This window comes from Zobellia sp. OII3 (assembly GCF_002211465.1).
GTDB lineage: Bacteria > Bacteroidota > Bacteroidia > Flavobacteriales > Flavobacteriaceae > Zobellia > Zobellia galactanivorans.
In genome coordinates this window covers 36,646-50,505 of sequence record NZ_MWRZ01000002.1, presented here as the reverse complement: position 1 = coordinate 50,505, position 13,860 = coordinate 36,646, and the positions used below count along the sequence as shown (strand labels likewise).

Sequence of the window (13,860 nt, the reverse complement as noted above, 5' to 3'; positions counted from 1 at the left end):
GGTTTTTTGTTTCGTTCTATGCCTTTGCTATCTCTTTATCAGAAGTAGCCGCGTTTTGTGTCCCAGCTTTGCTTTCTTTTTTACTTTGTTCCTTTTTAGCCTTTTCGATAGCTTCGTCTATGGTGCCCACCATATAGAAAGCACGCTCTGGCAAATCTTTAAATTCATCTTTGAGAATACGTTCGCAACCATCAAGGGCCTCTTCTAATTTTACGCCTTTCCCTTTGAGTCCGCTAAACTGTTCCGTAGTAAAGAAGGGTTGTGTAAAAAACCGTTCTAAGCGCCTCGCCCGGTTTACAATAGCCCGGTCATTTACCGAGAGTTGTTCCAAACCTAACATGGCTATGATATCCTTTAGCTCCTCATATTGGGCCAAGGTTTGTTTTATTTGCTGTAGAAGGTGGTAGTGTCGCTCCCCAATAACCCCAGGAGTTGCCATTTTGGAGCTTGACTGCAATAGGTCTATCGCAGGGAAAAGTCCTTCGCCCGCTCTCTTCCTTGATAAAGTGATCGAGGCCGAAAGGTGGGAAAAGGTATGTACCGCCGCGGGATCCGTCAGGTCGTCCGCAGGTACATATACGGCCTGTATACTGGTAATGGCCCCTGTATCGGTATTGGCTATCCGCTCTTCCAATTTTGCAAGTTCGGTACCCAAAGTAGGTTGATAGCCCAATCTTGAGGGCATTTGCCCCATAAGGCCGGAAACTTCCATCCCCGCTTGAATAAAACGAAACACGTTATCGATAAGCAAAAGCACATCACGATGTTCGTCATCCCTAAAATATTCTGCCATGGTCAAAGCGGCATGACCTACCCGAAAGCGCGCTCCGGGCGGTTCGTTCATCTGCCCGAACATCATCACCATATCTTTCAGTACATCGGCCTTTTTCATATCATGGTACAGTTCATGGCCTTCACGGCAACGTTCACCAATACCGCAAAACATACTTATACCCTGGTGATAGCCCACCATATTATGGATCATCTCGGTCAACAGTACCGTTTTGCCAACACCTGCCCCACCGAACAAACCGGCATTACCACCATGTTGTAAGGGCACCATGACATCGATAGCCTTTATTCCAGTTTCAAAAATTTCAGATTTTGTAGAGCGTTTAGATAGGGGTGGCGGCAATTGGTGTACACTTTTACGAGGCAATTCCGATAAAGCTTCTCCGTGGTCGATAGTATTGCCAAAGACATCGAACATACGTCCCATGATTTCTTTGCCTACAGGAACAGATAACTGTCCGCCATCGGTTTCCGCTACCATTCCCCTTGCCAAACCCTGTGTAGGCGTTAAGGCAATGGCCCTGACCCTATGCTCATCTAGTTGTGATAACACCTCGACAACAATGGTATTATCGGGCCCAGTACGTATTACAGTATTGATCGAGGGCAAGTCGCTATCGAACCAAATGTCCACTACACTTCCCTGTACGGCAACTACGCTACCGAAAATGGGGGTACTGTTATGATTTACATCCCTTGCCATACTTCTCTGCTTGTAAATGAGGTGGTAAAAGTATGGCCCCGTAGTTCCAGAGGAAATGACCTAAGTCATGGAAGAAAAAATGGGGTATGACCTAGGTCATTTCCATTGGCAGGGAATCATCGGAGATTCGTATTCTGAAATCTTGGTCGGGAACGACCTTATAAACACATAGCCATGAAAAATTACATACGTCACTTTAACGAAATTGACATTAACGATGTTCCTACCGTAGGTGGAAAAAATGCATCCTTAGGTGAAATGTTCCAAAAGCTGACCTCTAAAGGCGTACAGGTACCTGATGGCTTTGCTACCACAGCGGAAGCATACTGGCATTTTTTACAAGAAGTACATATACAGGACGAAATTTTTGGCCTTTTGGCAAAATTGAATACTAAAGATTTTTCGAACTTAAAGGAAATTGGGGCCTCGGTGAGAAAGGCTATACTGGGCACCGAGCTTCCTGAAGATATAAAGGAAGCCATTAAAGAAGGATACGATTCCTTAGCAAAAAAGTATAAAGGAGATATTTCACTGGCGGTACGCAGTAGCGCTACGGCCGAAGATTTACCCAACGCCAGTTTTGCGGGCCAACAAGAAAGTTATTTAAACGTAAAGGGGAAAGATGAGCTTATAGATGCCTGTAAAAGATGTTATGCCTCGTTATTTACCGACCGGGCCATCAAATACAGGGAAGACAACGGTTTTGACCATACCAAGGTAGCCCTCTCCATTGGTGTACAAATGATGGTCCGCTCAGATTTGGCCGCTTCCGGGGTAAACTTCACCCTAGACCCCGATACGGGTTTTGACCAAGTAGTAATGGTCTCCAGCATATATGGATTGGGCGAGAATATCGTACAGGGCAGCATAAACCCCGATGATTATTTTGTTTTTAAGCCCAGTCTAAAAAATGGTGTTGAACAACCTATTGTCTCTAGACGTTTGGGCAGTAAGGAAAAAACCATGGTCTACGATAAATCGGGAAGCGGTACCGTGAACCTTGATACTCCGGTGGAAAAACAAGAACAGTACGTACTTACCGATGCCGAAGTGGTAAAACTGGCACAGTGGTCATTGATTATTGAGGACCATTACCAACGCCCTATGGATATTGAATGGGCGAAGGACGGACTCACCAATGAACTTTTTATCGTACAGGCCAGGCCAGAGACCGTACAGAGTGCCAAAAAGAACAAACTCAAAATCAATACCTATACCTTACTGAACAAGGGAAAGGAAATTACCCGCGGAATGGGCCTCGGCAATAAAATCTCTTCCGGTAAGGCCCGTATATTACACAGTCCTGAAGAATCCGACAAACTACAAAAAGGAGAAATCCTCGTTACCGAACGTACCAATCCCGATTGGGACCCCATTCTAAAAAAAGCAGCAGGTATTATCACGGACCAAGGCGGGCGAACCAGTCATGCGGCCATCGTGGCACGGGAAGTAGGTGCCGCAGCAATAGTTGGTAGCAACAATGCCACCAAGGTCATTAAAGACGGACAAGACATCACGATTTCTTGTGCCGAGGGCGATACCGGTATTGTTTATGACGGACTCTTGGAATGGAATGAAAACGAAGTGGATATTGCCGCCCTTGGAAATCCGAAAACCCAAGCTATGCTTATTTTGGCCGATCCCGAACAAGCCTTCAAATATTCATTTTACCCTTCTGCTGGAGTGGGCTTAATGCGCTTAGAGTTCGTTATCAACAACTCCATTCAAATCCACCCCATGGCCTTAAAACATTTTGATAGGTTGAAAGACCCTGCCGTTAAAGAGAAGATTCAGAAGTTAACGCACCACTACCCTGATAAGTCCGATTATTTTGTGCACAAACTTGCCGAAGGCATTGCCACAATTGCAGCAGCCTTCTACCCCAAAGACGTTATCGTTCGTACCAGTGATTTTAAAACCAACGAATATGCCAACTTAATAGGCGGAACCGAATTTGAACCCGTAGAATCTAACCCAATGTTAGGGTTCAGGGGAGCATCGAGGTACTACAACCCCAAATACCAAGACGCCTTTGCATTAGAGTGCATGGCATTGAAAAGGGTACGTGAAACTATGGGCCTTACCAACGTAAAAGTTATGATTCCCTTCTGTCGTACCCTAAAAGAAGCTGCCAAAGTCGTATCGGTTTTAGAAAAAAACGGTTTGAAACGAGGGGAAAACGGACTTCAACTGTATATGATGACCGAAATACCCAACAACATCATCTTGGCAGAGCAATTTGCCGAATACTTCGACGGATTTTCAATCGGCTCCAACGATTTGACACAGTTGACCTTGGGTGTGGATAGAGACTCCGAATTGTTGAGCGACATTTTTGATATCAACGATATCGGGGTGAAAAAGATGATTGCCATGGTCATCGAATCGGCCCGTAAGACCCATACTAAAATAGGACTTTGTGGCCAGGCGCCAAGTGACTACCCCGAATTTGCCCAATTTCTTGTGGAAAAAGGCATCAACTCCATATCCTTTAATCCCGATGCATTGATCGCCGGTATCAAAAACATCACTAAAGCTGAGAAAAACAAAATCGGATATGGTATGGCCCAAAGCAGTAATTAATGTCAAGGTCAATATCCATTAGTTTTGAATTATACTAGAACTTAAAAATGAAAATAGCAATATTCAATGTACATAATTGGGAAAGGGACTATCTGCAAAATGCCAATAACGGCAAGCATAGCCTAAAAATGCTCGATACTTACCTGAGCTTGGATACGGTAGATTTGGCCAAAGGCTGTGATGCCATATGTATCTTCACCGAAGACAATGCTTCTGCCCCCATCTTAGACCGATTGCACGAACTTGGTGTTCAATATGTAGCCCTACGTTCGGCCGGTTTTAATAATATAGATGTGCCCCATGCAAAAAAGTTGGGTATCCGCATGGCACGGGTGCCCGAATATTCGCCCTACGCCATTGCCGAATTTACGGTAGGCATCATGCTGGCCCTCAACCGCAAATTGGTCAGAACCCACTACCGGATAATGGAAATGAATTTTTCGTTGAACGGGCTCGTCGGCTTTGATATGAACGGAAAAACGGTAGGCATCATAGGCACGGGAAAAATTGGACGCGTAGTGGCCAAGATTTTACATGGGTTTGGCTGTAAACTATTGCTTTATGACATTGTTGAAGATAAATCCTTGGTAGAAAAATACGATGCCACTTATACCGATCTGGATGCCTTGTGCCAGCAATCCGATATTATTACCCTTCATGCCCCCCTAAACGAAAAGACCCATCATCTTATTGATGCGGATAGGATTTCGAAAATGAAAAAAGGGGTGATGCTGATCAATGCCGGCCGGGGAGGCTTAGTAAATACCCAAGATGTCATAAACGGACTCAAATCTGGGCAAATAGGCTATTTCGGGATGGATGTCTATGAAGAGGAAAAAGGACTCTATTTTGAGGACCATTCCGATGATATCCTTCAAGATGATGCCATGGCCCGTTTAATGACCCTTAGAAATGTATTGATCAGCAGTCACCAAGCCTTTTTGACCGATACCGCCCTTGAAAACATTTCACAAATCACCTTTGACAATTTGGAATGTATGGAAAAAGGAAATGCTTGTAAAAACGAAATAAAATAAGCCTATCATGGGAAAATTAATATTGGTCAGGCACGGAAAAAGTCTTTGGAACGTAAAAAATGTTTTTACGGGATGGACGGACATTGACTTGGCACCGGAAGGTATGGAAGAAGCTAGAAAAGCCGGGGAACTGATAAAATCCAACCTTATTGAGATAGACCTTTGTTTCTCCTCCTATCTAAAAAGAGCCATCCGCACGGCCTGGATCATATTGGAAACGGCAGAGATGATGCACGTAGACACCCGCTATAGCTGGAAGTTGAACGAAAGACATTATGGCGATTGGCAGGGAAAGAACAAGGACGAAGTGCTAAAAGAGGTAGGTGAAGCCTTCTTTTTAAGCGTTCGTAGAGGTTACGATACGCCCCCTCCCAGCCTTTCCAACACCGATAAAAGGAATCCTGAATTCGATTCTAATTATAAGGCCTTGGACACCTCTGTTTTACCCTTGGGCGAATCGCTTAAGGATACTTCAAAACGAGTGGTCAATTACTTTTTTGAGGCCATTGCACCTGAATTGGCCAAGGGCAAAACCATATTGATTGCCGCTCACGGAAATTCATTACGGGCCCTTATCGAATATTTAGAACATATTTCATCCGATGAGATCGCCAAAGTAGAAGTGGCCACGGGTGTACCCCATATGTACGCCTTTGACGATAAACTCAATATTACCGAGCACTACCCATTACGATAAAACGAACGAACCTGTATTAAAAATTCCTAAGATGGCACAAATAATCACACTTACCGTAAACCCTGCAATTGACAAAAGCACTACCGTGGCAGGCATGAGCCCTAACACGAAATTACGCTGTGCCGAACCCAGTTATGATGCCGGTGGCGGAGGCATAAACGTATCACGGGCCATTCGAAAATTAGGGGGAACATCACTTTGTAGCTACTTTGCAGGTGGGCCAACGGGAGAATTTTTAAAAAAGCTCTTAACCGAACAAAACATAGAACAATCGGTAATTCCCATTGAGGGATGGACCCGAGAAAACCTTGCGGTAACCGATACCACTACGAACCAGCAATATCGATTTGGGATGCCGGGTCCGCCCGTAAAGGAAGTAGAATGGAAATCTGCCTTAACACAACTCGAACAACGACTCCATGAAGGGGACTATTTGGTGGCCAGTGGAAAACTTCCTCCCCATGTACCAGAGGACTTCTATTTAAAAGTAGGTCGCATGGCCGAAAAAAAAGAAGTCCGGTTTATTCTTGACACTTCGGGCGAAGCGCTTATGGAAGCCGCTAAGTCAAAAGTTTATATGTTGAAGCCCAATTTGGCCGAACTAGGGGCCCTATGTGGGGTGGCTTCTATAACCGATTTAGACTTGAAGCCCTTGGCCCAACAGTTTTTAGAGCGTCATGATTGCGAAGTTCTTGTCGTTTCCTTAGGGCCAAAAGGCGCTTTATTGGCCACAAAAAATACAATGGAACAGATACCTGCTCCCGTGGTTCATCAAAAAAGTACCATTGGTGCCGGAGATAGTATGGTTGCCGGAATGGTCATGAGCTTGATATGGGGCAAACCCTTGAGCGATATGGTCAGATACGGCGTAGCCTGTGGAACTGCCGCTACCATGCACCACGGTACCCAACTCTGTCATAAGGAAGATGCAGACCGGCTTTATGATTGGATAAAAGGACAAAAACCTATTTAAAATACAAACTAAAGCACCCAAAAAGGACAAAAACCTATTTAAAATACAAACTAAAGCACCCAAAATGGAACTTGAATACTATTTGAAAGAAGAAACGGCGTCTTTGTTAGATCATACATGTACGACCATTCCCAACGATAAACTGAACCTGCCCGGACCTGATTTCACCGATCGCATTATGGCACCGACAGATAGGTCTAACCGGGTTTTAGGAAGCATACAACAGTTATTTGATCACGGTAGGCTGGCCGGTACGGGCTACCTTTCGCTCTTACCGGTCGACCAGGGCGTAGAACATTCCGCAGGGGCCAGCTTTGCGCCCAATCCCGACTATTTTGATCCCGAGAACATTGTAAAACTCGCTATTGAAGGAGGGTGCAACGCCGTTGCCTCAACCCTCGGTGTGCTCGGTGCCGTCTCAAGGAAATACGCCCATAAAATTCCTTTTTTGGTCAAATTGAACCATAATGAGCTCCTATCCTACCCCAACACTTTTGATCAAATCTATTTTGCCCAAGTAGAACAAGCCTGGAACATGGGCGCCGTAGCCGTTGGGGCCACTATTTATTTCGGCTCTCCAGAATCTGACAGGCAAATACAGGAAACCGGCAAAGCCTTTAAACGTGCCCATGAATTGGGCATGGCCACGGTTCTTTGGTGCTACCTGCGCAATGATGCTTTTAAAAAGGACAAGGACTATGCCCTTAGTGCCGATTTGACCGGACAGGCCAACCACCTTGGGGTAACCCTGGAAGCCGATATCATCAAACAAAAACAAGCGAGTAACAATGGCGGTTTTCTTGCCCTAAAAGACTTTGGAAAAACCAGCGACCTTGTCTACAGTACACTCACTAGCGATCACCCCATAGACCTGACCCGTTACCAAGTAGCCAATTGCTATATGGGCCGGTCGGGACTCATTAACTCCGGTGGGGCTTCGGGCAAAGACGATTTTGCCACAGCCGTACGTACGGCCGTAATCAATAAAAGAGCGGGTGGTATGGGACTGATTTCCGGTAGAAAGGCCTTTCAAAGACCGATGAAGGAAGGAATCAAGTTACTAAACCTTATTCAGGATATTTATTTAGACCCATCAATTACGATAGCTTAAAATAAAAATAGACCCTTATGAAAATGATAGAAGGACGCTCTTTTCCAATACTCCGAAATTCCCTAATACCATTGGCCATAGGGTCCCGAAAGAACCTAGGCCATAAAAACGGCATTGTATTGGCCGGGGACATAGGGGGCACAAAAACCAATCTCGCCCTTTTTGAATACAAAGACGGCCATCTTTCCCCCTTAAAACAAAACTCGTACAAAACCAAAGACTACAATTCCTTACTCGAGATCATACATGAGTTTGAAGTAAAGGAAATGACCCCAATCGATAGTATGTGTTTTGGTGTAGCGGGGCCCATAACCAATGGCAAGGTGTACGGTACTAATTTCCCCTGGGGCATCGATGCCCAAGAACTGACCCGTGAACTTCACCTTAGATCCGTTTTTCTAATAAACGATATGCAGGCCAATGCTTATGGTTTGGCGGCCTTAGGGGAAAAAGACCTTGACCCCTTAAAATACGGCTCGCAAATAGAGGGTAATGCCGTGATTATATCCCCGGGCACAGGCTTAGGGGAAGCCGGTCTGTATTGGGACGGCAAGGCCTACCACCCCTTTGCCTCCGAGGGCGGTCATTGCGATTTTAGCCCGAGAAATGATTTCGATTATGAGATTTGGAAGTACTTTCAGCAGAAATATGGCCATGTAAGCTGGGAACGCCTATTATCGGGACAAGGCATTCGCGATACCTATCAGCTCATTCGCAATGTCAGTGGTGAAAAGGAATCCGATGCCTTTAAGGCGAAAATGGCCAAGGAAGACCCTGCGGCCGTAATTACCAAGACCGCTATAGAAGGGACAGATCCGGTCTGTATGGAAACCCTTGATCTTTTTGTCCGCTTTTTGGCCATAGAGACTTCTCAACTAGCCTTAAAATTCAAGGCTACCGGAGGGATTTTTATTGGTGGGGGCATCATGCCCAAAATAATAAAGGGAATGAACCGGGAAGCATTCAACGATAATTTTATGCAATCGGGACGTTTAAACTCCCTTTTGCAAATGGTTCCCGTAAACGTTATTCTCAACGACAATACGGCATTGCTCGGAGCAGGCTACTATGCGGCCATGTCACTTGAGTAAAACACTTGTTAGTAGATAAAAAAAGACCGTGGACTTAAGGGGTTCACGGTCTTTTTTTTAGCTATAACTTATCCATTTCAACATCGTATTCGACCACTTTAAAAAGTCGCCTTCTATTTTCCCTGACATTCTTGACAAATTCAGCCATGTCTTCCTCGAGCTCGGCGTGTTCCTCCCTAAAGGCCTTTTCGTCTTGGCTTTCGGAATTGCCAATAATGTTGGAAAGATGCGATAGATGGGTATCTACCCGCTCTAGGAGTTGGTCACAATCCCTTGTGTCTTTCAAGATACTTTCCCCTACTCTACGGATGTTTTCCAAATCAGCTTCGGCCTTTATCCATAAAAAATATTTATCCTCAAGATGTCGCAAGAACTTAAGGTCGTCCTTATAGAACAAAAGGTCAGACTTCCAATGCTCGGTCAAGACATACAGTTCTTGCCAATTGCCTTTCTCGATAAAATCGCCCTTGGGCCTAGTTCTAAAATTATCCATGTAGTAACTATTTTATAGAAAACAATGATTTTTTCTTTTCTTCAATATGAATCAGGACTACTCCAATACAAGAATGGGCACCTTGGAATTTTGAATCAACGATTGCGTCAACTGTCCTTGGGAAGGAGCGCCATGTTTCGCATGGTTTCGGGGAAGGATGGCGACAAGGTCTATATCATGCTTTATGGCATAATTGGAAATTCCTTCTAAAACATCATCATTTTTAATGAAAACACGTTCTTTATAAAAGGTTTCAAGATAATACTCTATGGCTTTCTCGTTCTGCTCTTCCTCTTTGCTATAGCCATAGATGCCAGGCTCGTTTTCAACGGTCAGCACATGCACTTTGGCATTGCACTTTCGGGCTATCCTCAAAAGACTTCCCAACACCTTGGCGTCATCGATCTTTTCCTTGCCCAAAACCAAGGCTATCTGCGCCAGATTGTACTCTTTATAGCTATGCGGAACCACCAAAACCGGACATTTACTATCCAATACAAGTTCTTCGGTATTGGTATGCTGCTTTTCCCCATGGCCTTCAATACCCGATGTTCCCATTATAATGAGGTCTATCCGCTCGGTTTTCTTAATATCCAACAAGGTCTGGACGAGACTTCCGTTTTGTATTTTCCATTCAAGTTTGTTCTTCAGCTTTCCCCTATATTTTTTCTCCAATTTCTCAAAATTCTCTGGCAATAACTCAAGATTACAGCTTCCTGAAACATAAGCCAATACAATTTTAATATCATCAAGCCGGCCTACAAAGCCTATGGCATATTCCAATGCCTTTTTTGATGCCTCCGTAAAATCGAACGGTACTAGTATTGTCGATATTCTGTCCATATTAATTTGTCTTTGAATAAGGTTTTATAATCCTATTAAACCAAAAATACCCTGAGGTCTCAAGAAAACCCATGACCTGAATCATATGCCGTTATTTTAAACAAAGGGTCTAACTATTCAGGCTTATCCCTGATTTTGGCAGTTCTAAAATTTGGGCTTTACAATTTTCCATTTGTTCGCCTTGTCCTTTACGGCCAAGAGATGGTCCGAAATCATCTTGGCCTGTAATTCCGGTAGCTTATATAATTTTCCAGACATTACGATATTCTGCCGTTCTTGTATGGGCCATATCATTTCACCTACTTCATTGACCACGACCTCGGTAAAGTCATAATCGTAAATCTTTAATTGAAAGGTATTTTTCCCTCTTAGCGATTTACTTTCGTAAATACCCACGGCATGGCCTTCACTGAAGGGACTGACGTTCAAAAATTCAGCGGGTATGGCCATGTTTCCCTTTTTATCTATAAAGCCGTATCGGGCAATACCATCCTCTTTTACTTCCCTCACCACACAGCGTCCGTTCTTGAACTGGGGATAGCCAATACCTTCAACCCCCGGATTATCGGTTTGTGGATTTTTATTCCAAACCAGGTCATTCCTAAAACCAATAACCAATTGTCCTTCTTCATCAATAAATCCCCATTGGTCTCCCTTTCTAACCGCCGCCAAACCATCACTAAAAGGCGTGATTTGGTCGAGTTCGGCCACTGTGGGTTTATTGATTTGTTCTACCGTCTGTGAAATACCTAAATAAGGTATCAACAATAAACATGTGATAATAAGTAAGTGTTTCATCTTTCATTATTTTTTTGTGTTCACCCAAAGGTATGTGCTGCTTGTTTGGCCGGAAATGACTTGGGTCAGTTGCTTCATAGTTTTATAAAGCCCGCAAAAAAATGTGATACCGGGCCTTATCTTGTATAGGCTTCTGGCCTATCATGGCCATGCCTAGCGTTGTTTTCCCCTTCCAAACGCATAAATTCCCCTTCTTCCCTGATTTAAATCATAGTTTACCATAATCCTTTAAAATAGTTTTGAGCTTGTTTTAAGTACACGATAAATCACTCCAATAGTTTAAACTGAAAAACATAGCGCCATGATCAAAGACTATTCAAAACGGTATAACGACCTTACCCGATCAATAAAAGAATTAGGTGTCAACATTCCCGACACCATCGGTGGCTTTAATAGCCTTCACAAGGCCAGTACCGCCGAGGGCGTACTTTCCTCAAAGACCAAAGAACTCATTGCCCTGGGCATCGCCATTACCGTCCGCTGTGACGGTTGTATTGCCTTTCACGTAAACGACGCCTTAAAATCGGGAGCCAGTGCCGAAGAAATTCTAGAGACCATAGGCGTTGCGATAATGATGGGCGGAGGCCCTGCCCTTATATATGGCTGTGAAGCTTTGGAAGCATTGAACCAATTTGTGGTAATGGAATAATATGAAACAGCAATCGAACACAAATACCCCCAAGGGGAAGAAAGCCCCAAAACCAAACCCGCCTTCAGGCGGACTAGGATACTATTGGGTCTACTTGCTACTTTTTATCTTTTTAATGGCATTTACCTTTTTCTCCAACCCTATTTCAGGAGCCAAGGAAATCAGTTGGACCTTTCTTCAAGATTCGCTTTTAACGCAGCAGAAGGTTTCTAAAATCACCGTTGTAAACAGGGAGTTCGCAGAGATATACACCAAAAACCAAGCCGTTAAAGACCCAAGCTCCACAGGTCAAGCCCCAAGTTGGTTCAGCTCCGTTGAAAGTGCGAAATACCGCATAACCATCGGCTCGGTCGAGAATTTCGAGAGTAAGTTACAGACGGCACAAGCCGATTTTTCGCCTGAGGACAAAATCGACATTCAATACCAAAACAGGACAAGCTGGATAAGCCTATTATCATGGATTTTTCCCATAGCCCTATTGATCCTATTCTGGTTCTTTATACTCAAGCGCATGGGAAGCGGAGGTCCTATGGGTGGTTCAATGCTCAACATAGGAAAGTCTACGGCAAAACTGGTGGAAAAGGGAACCAAGAGCACCGTCACCTTTAATGACGTAGCCGGCCTCAAGGAAGCAAAGGCCGAGGTTATGGAGGTCGTAGATTTTCTCAAACACCCTGAAACCTATACCGAATTAGGCGCTAAAATTCCCAAGGGAGTTATGCTCGTCGGCCCACCGGGAACGGGAAAAACACTGATAGCCAAAGCCGTGGCGGGAGAGGCCCAAGTACCTTTCTTTTCCATGTCCGGTTCCGAGTTCGTTGAAATGTTCGTAGGCGTTGGAGCCTCTCGGGTTCGCGACCTCTTCAAAAGGGCGAAGGAAAAGACCCCGAGCATTATTTTTATCGACGAAATAGATGCCGTGGGCCGCTCACGTGGTAAAGGCGGCGGATTTCAGTCTAACGACGAACGCGAAAACACCCTGAACCAACTCCTGACCGAATTGGACGGGTTTGGCCCCAATACCGGGGTCATTGTCTTGGCAGCTACCAACCGCCCCGACGTACTGGACAAAGCCCTCTTGCGCCCCGGAAGGTTCGACCGCCATATTTATCTCGAACTCCCCACCAAGGAGGAGCGCATGGAAATATTCAAGGTCCACCTTCGCCCACTCAAACTGGCCAAAGATGTAGATGTGGTAAGCTTGGCCGAATTAAGTCCCGGATTTTCAGGAGCCGACATTGCCAATATCTGTAACGAGGCAGCCCTTATTGCCGCCCGGAAAAAGAAAAAAACGGTACACTACCACGATTTTCTCGAGGCAAGGGACCGTATCGTAGGCGGAATGGAACGAAAAAGTAAAATCATATCCCCAAAAGAAAAAGAAACCGTAGCCTATCATGAAGCCGGTCATGCCGTAGTAAGCTGGTATCTAAAGCATGTTGATTCTTTGGTAAAAGTGTCGATTATACCGAGGGGCAAATCATTAGGTTCTACCTGGTACCTCCCCGAAGAAAGACAAATTGTTACCAAGGCACAGTTCATCGATCAGATGTGCGCCTCCTTAGGCGGGCGGGCGGCAGAGGAAATTGTATTTGATGAAATCTCATCCGGCGCCCTAGACGACCTGGAAAAGGTCACCAAGCAGGCCTATGCCATGGTTTCTTATTACGGACTTGACAAAAAGATTGGGCCCATGAGTTTTTATGACTCCTCGGGTCAAAACAATCAACTGCTAGGCAAACCTTACAGCGAAGCTATGGCCGAACTGATAGACAATGAGGCGCAAGCCCTGATCCAAACAGCTTATGAGAAAACCAAGACGCTATTGTTGAGGCACCGAAACGAACTGGAAAACCTGGCGCAGCTTCTACTCAAGCAAGAGGTTGTGGAAAAAGACGATCTGGAAAAACTTTTGGGAAAAAGGATAGAAAATAAAACCAAGGATAACAGCACCCATGACGACAGCCCATTGTCGCTTCTAAACACACATAAGCCCTAAGGCCAACCGTGTCATCGACCTTTGATTTCCGATAGACCGAAGCTTCAAATATAGCTTGTCTGGATAAAAGTCGAAAGTATGACTTTCGTCA

12 protein-coding genes are annotated in these 13,860 nt (G+C 44.7%); 8 read left to right on the top strand and 4 right to left on the bottom strand.

Going from position 1 to position 13,860, the window contains the following annotated elements:
• Positions 1 to 16: 16 nt before the first annotated feature.
• Complete coding sequence (gene atpD / locus B4Q04_RS07350) at positions 17 to 1,495, bottom strand: F0F1 ATP synthase subunit beta (RefSeq protein WP_013995199.1); 1,479 nt, start codon at positions 1,493 to 1,495, stop codon at positions 17 to 19.
• Positions 1,496 to 1,669: 174 nt separating this feature from the next.
• Here atpD and ppsA point away from each other — a divergent pair, with 174 nt between their 5' ends.
• The 6 genes from ppsA to glk all read left to right on the top strand — a co-directional run bounded on the left by ppsA (position 1,670) and on the right by glk (position 8,987).
• Positions 1,670 to 4,078, top strand: coding sequence for a phosphoenolpyruvate synthase (gene ppsA, locus B4Q04_RS07345; RefSeq protein WP_088696431.1), 2,409 nt, complete (start codon positions 1,670 to 1,672; stop codon positions 4,076 to 4,078).
• A 47-nt stretch (positions 4,079 to 4,125) separates the two neighbouring features.
• Positions 4,126 to 5,115: a 2-hydroxyacid dehydrogenase gene (locus tag B4Q04_RS07340; RefSeq protein ID WP_013995196.1), complete on the top strand. Its 990-nt coding sequence runs from the start codon at positions 4,126 to 4,128 to the stop codon at positions 5,113 to 5,115.
• Positions 5,116 to 5,122: 7 nt separating this feature from the next.
• Positions 5,123 to 5,812: a 2,3-bisphosphoglycerate-dependent phosphoglycerate mutase gene (locus B4Q04_RS07335; protein ID WP_013995195.1), complete on the top strand. Its 690-nt coding sequence runs from the start codon at positions 5,123 to 5,125 to the stop codon at positions 5,810 to 5,812.
• Positions 5,813 to 5,843: 31 nt separating this feature from the next.
• Complete coding sequence (locus tag B4Q04_RS07330; RefSeq protein ID WP_088696430.1) at positions 5,844 to 6,785, top strand: 1-phosphofructokinase family hexose kinase; 942 nt, start codon at positions 5,844 to 5,846, stop codon at positions 6,783 to 6,785.
• A gap of 64 nt (positions 6,786 to 6,849) precedes the next feature.
• Positions 6,850 to 7,896 carry a class I fructose-bisphosphate aldolase gene (locus tag B4Q04_RS07325; RefSeq protein WP_088696429.1) on the top strand — a complete coding sequence of 349 codons (1,047 nt, stop codon included), beginning with the start codon at positions 6,850 to 6,852 and terminating at the stop codon, positions 7,894 to 7,896.
• 17 nt (positions 7,897 to 7,913) lie between these two features.
• Entirely contained in the window at positions 7,914 to 8,987 is a 1,074-nt protein-coding gene (gene glk, locus B4Q04_RS07320) for a glucokinase (protein WP_236630986.1), read from the top strand.
• Positions 8,988 to 9,048: 61 nt separating this feature from the next.
• Here glk and B4Q04_RS07315 read toward each other — a convergent pair whose 3' ends face one another.
• The 3 genes from B4Q04_RS07315 to B4Q04_RS07305 form a co-directional block, all read right to left on the bottom strand.
• On the bottom strand, positions 9,049 to 9,480 hold the full coding sequence (locus tag B4Q04_RS07315; RefSeq protein ID WP_013995191.1) for a hypothetical protein: 432 nt from the start codon (positions 9,478 to 9,480) through the stop codon (positions 9,049 to 9,051).
• A gap of 57 nt (positions 9,481 to 9,537) precedes the next feature.
• Positions 9,538 to 10,323 carry a universal stress protein gene (locus B4Q04_RS07310; protein ID WP_013995190.1) on the bottom strand — a complete coding sequence of 262 codons (786 nt, stop codon included), beginning with the start codon at positions 10,321 to 10,323 and terminating at the stop codon, positions 9,538 to 9,540.
• A 144-nt stretch (positions 10,324 to 10,467) separates the two neighbouring features.
• Complete coding sequence (locus B4Q04_RS07305; RefSeq protein ID WP_013995189.1) at positions 10,468 to 11,121, bottom strand: WG repeat-containing protein; 654 nt, start codon at positions 11,119 to 11,121, stop codon at positions 10,468 to 10,470.
• Between the two features lie 301 nt (positions 11,122 to 11,422).
• Between B4Q04_RS07305 and B4Q04_RS07300 the strand changes: the two genes are divergently transcribed.
• Positions 11,423 to 11,770: a carboxymuconolactone decarboxylase family protein gene (locus B4Q04_RS07300; protein ID WP_088696428.1), complete on the top strand. Its 348-nt coding sequence runs from the start codon at positions 11,423 to 11,425 to the stop codon at positions 11,768 to 11,770.
• A gap of 1 nt (position 11,771) precedes the next feature.
• Positions 11,772 to 13,769, top strand: coding sequence for an ATP-dependent zinc metalloprotease FtsH (ftsH, locus tag B4Q04_RS07295; protein WP_088696427.1), 1,998 nt, complete (start codon positions 11,772 to 11,774; stop codon positions 13,767 to 13,769).
• Positions 13,770 to 13,860: the final 91 nt, after the last annotated feature.

Bases quoted from the DNA above. Each gene is read 5' to 3' on its own strand.
- ftsH (WP_088696427.1), top strand. From the start codon at position 11,772: ATGAAACAGCAATCGAACACAAATACCCCCAAGGGGAAGAAAGCCCCA.
- glk (WP_236630986.1), top strand. From the start codon at position 7,914: ATGAAAATGATAGAAGGACGCTCTTTTCCAATACTCCGAAATTCCCTA.
- B4Q04_RS07310 (WP_013995190.1), bottom strand. From the start codon at position 10,323: ATGGACAGAATATCGACAATACTAGTACCGTTCGATTTTACGGAGGCA.
- ppsA (WP_088696431.1), top strand. From the start codon at position 1,670: ATGAAAAATTACATACGTCACTTTAACGAAATTGACATTAACGATGTT.
- atpD (WP_013995199.1), bottom strand. From the start codon at position 1,495: ATGGCAAGGGATGTAAATCATAACAGTACCCCCATTTTCGGTAGCGTA.
- B4Q04_RS07325 (WP_088696429.1), top strand. From the start codon at position 6,850: ATGGAACTTGAATACTATTTGAAAGAAGAAACGGCGTCTTTGTTAGAT.
- B4Q04_RS07300 (WP_088696428.1), top strand. From the start codon at position 11,423: ATGATCAAAGACTATTCAAAACGGTATAACGACCTTACCCGATCAATA.
- B4Q04_RS07335 (WP_013995195.1), top strand. From the start codon at position 5,123: ATGGGAAAATTAATATTGGTCAGGCACGGAAAAAGTCTTTGGAACGTA.
- B4Q04_RS07340 (WP_013995196.1), top strand. From the start codon at position 4,126: ATGAAAATAGCAATATTCAATGTACATAATTGGGAAAGGGACTATCTG.
- B4Q04_RS07305 (WP_013995189.1), bottom strand. From the start codon at position 11,121: ATGAAACACTTACTTATTATCACATGTTTATTGTTGATACCTTATTTA.
- B4Q04_RS07315 (WP_013995191.1), bottom strand. From the start codon at position 9,480: ATGGATAATTTTAGAACTAGGCCCAAGGGCGATTTTATCGAGAAAGGC.
- B4Q04_RS07330 (WP_088696430.1), top strand. From the start codon at position 5,844: ATGGCACAAATAATCACACTTACCGTAAACCCTGCAATTGACAAAAGC.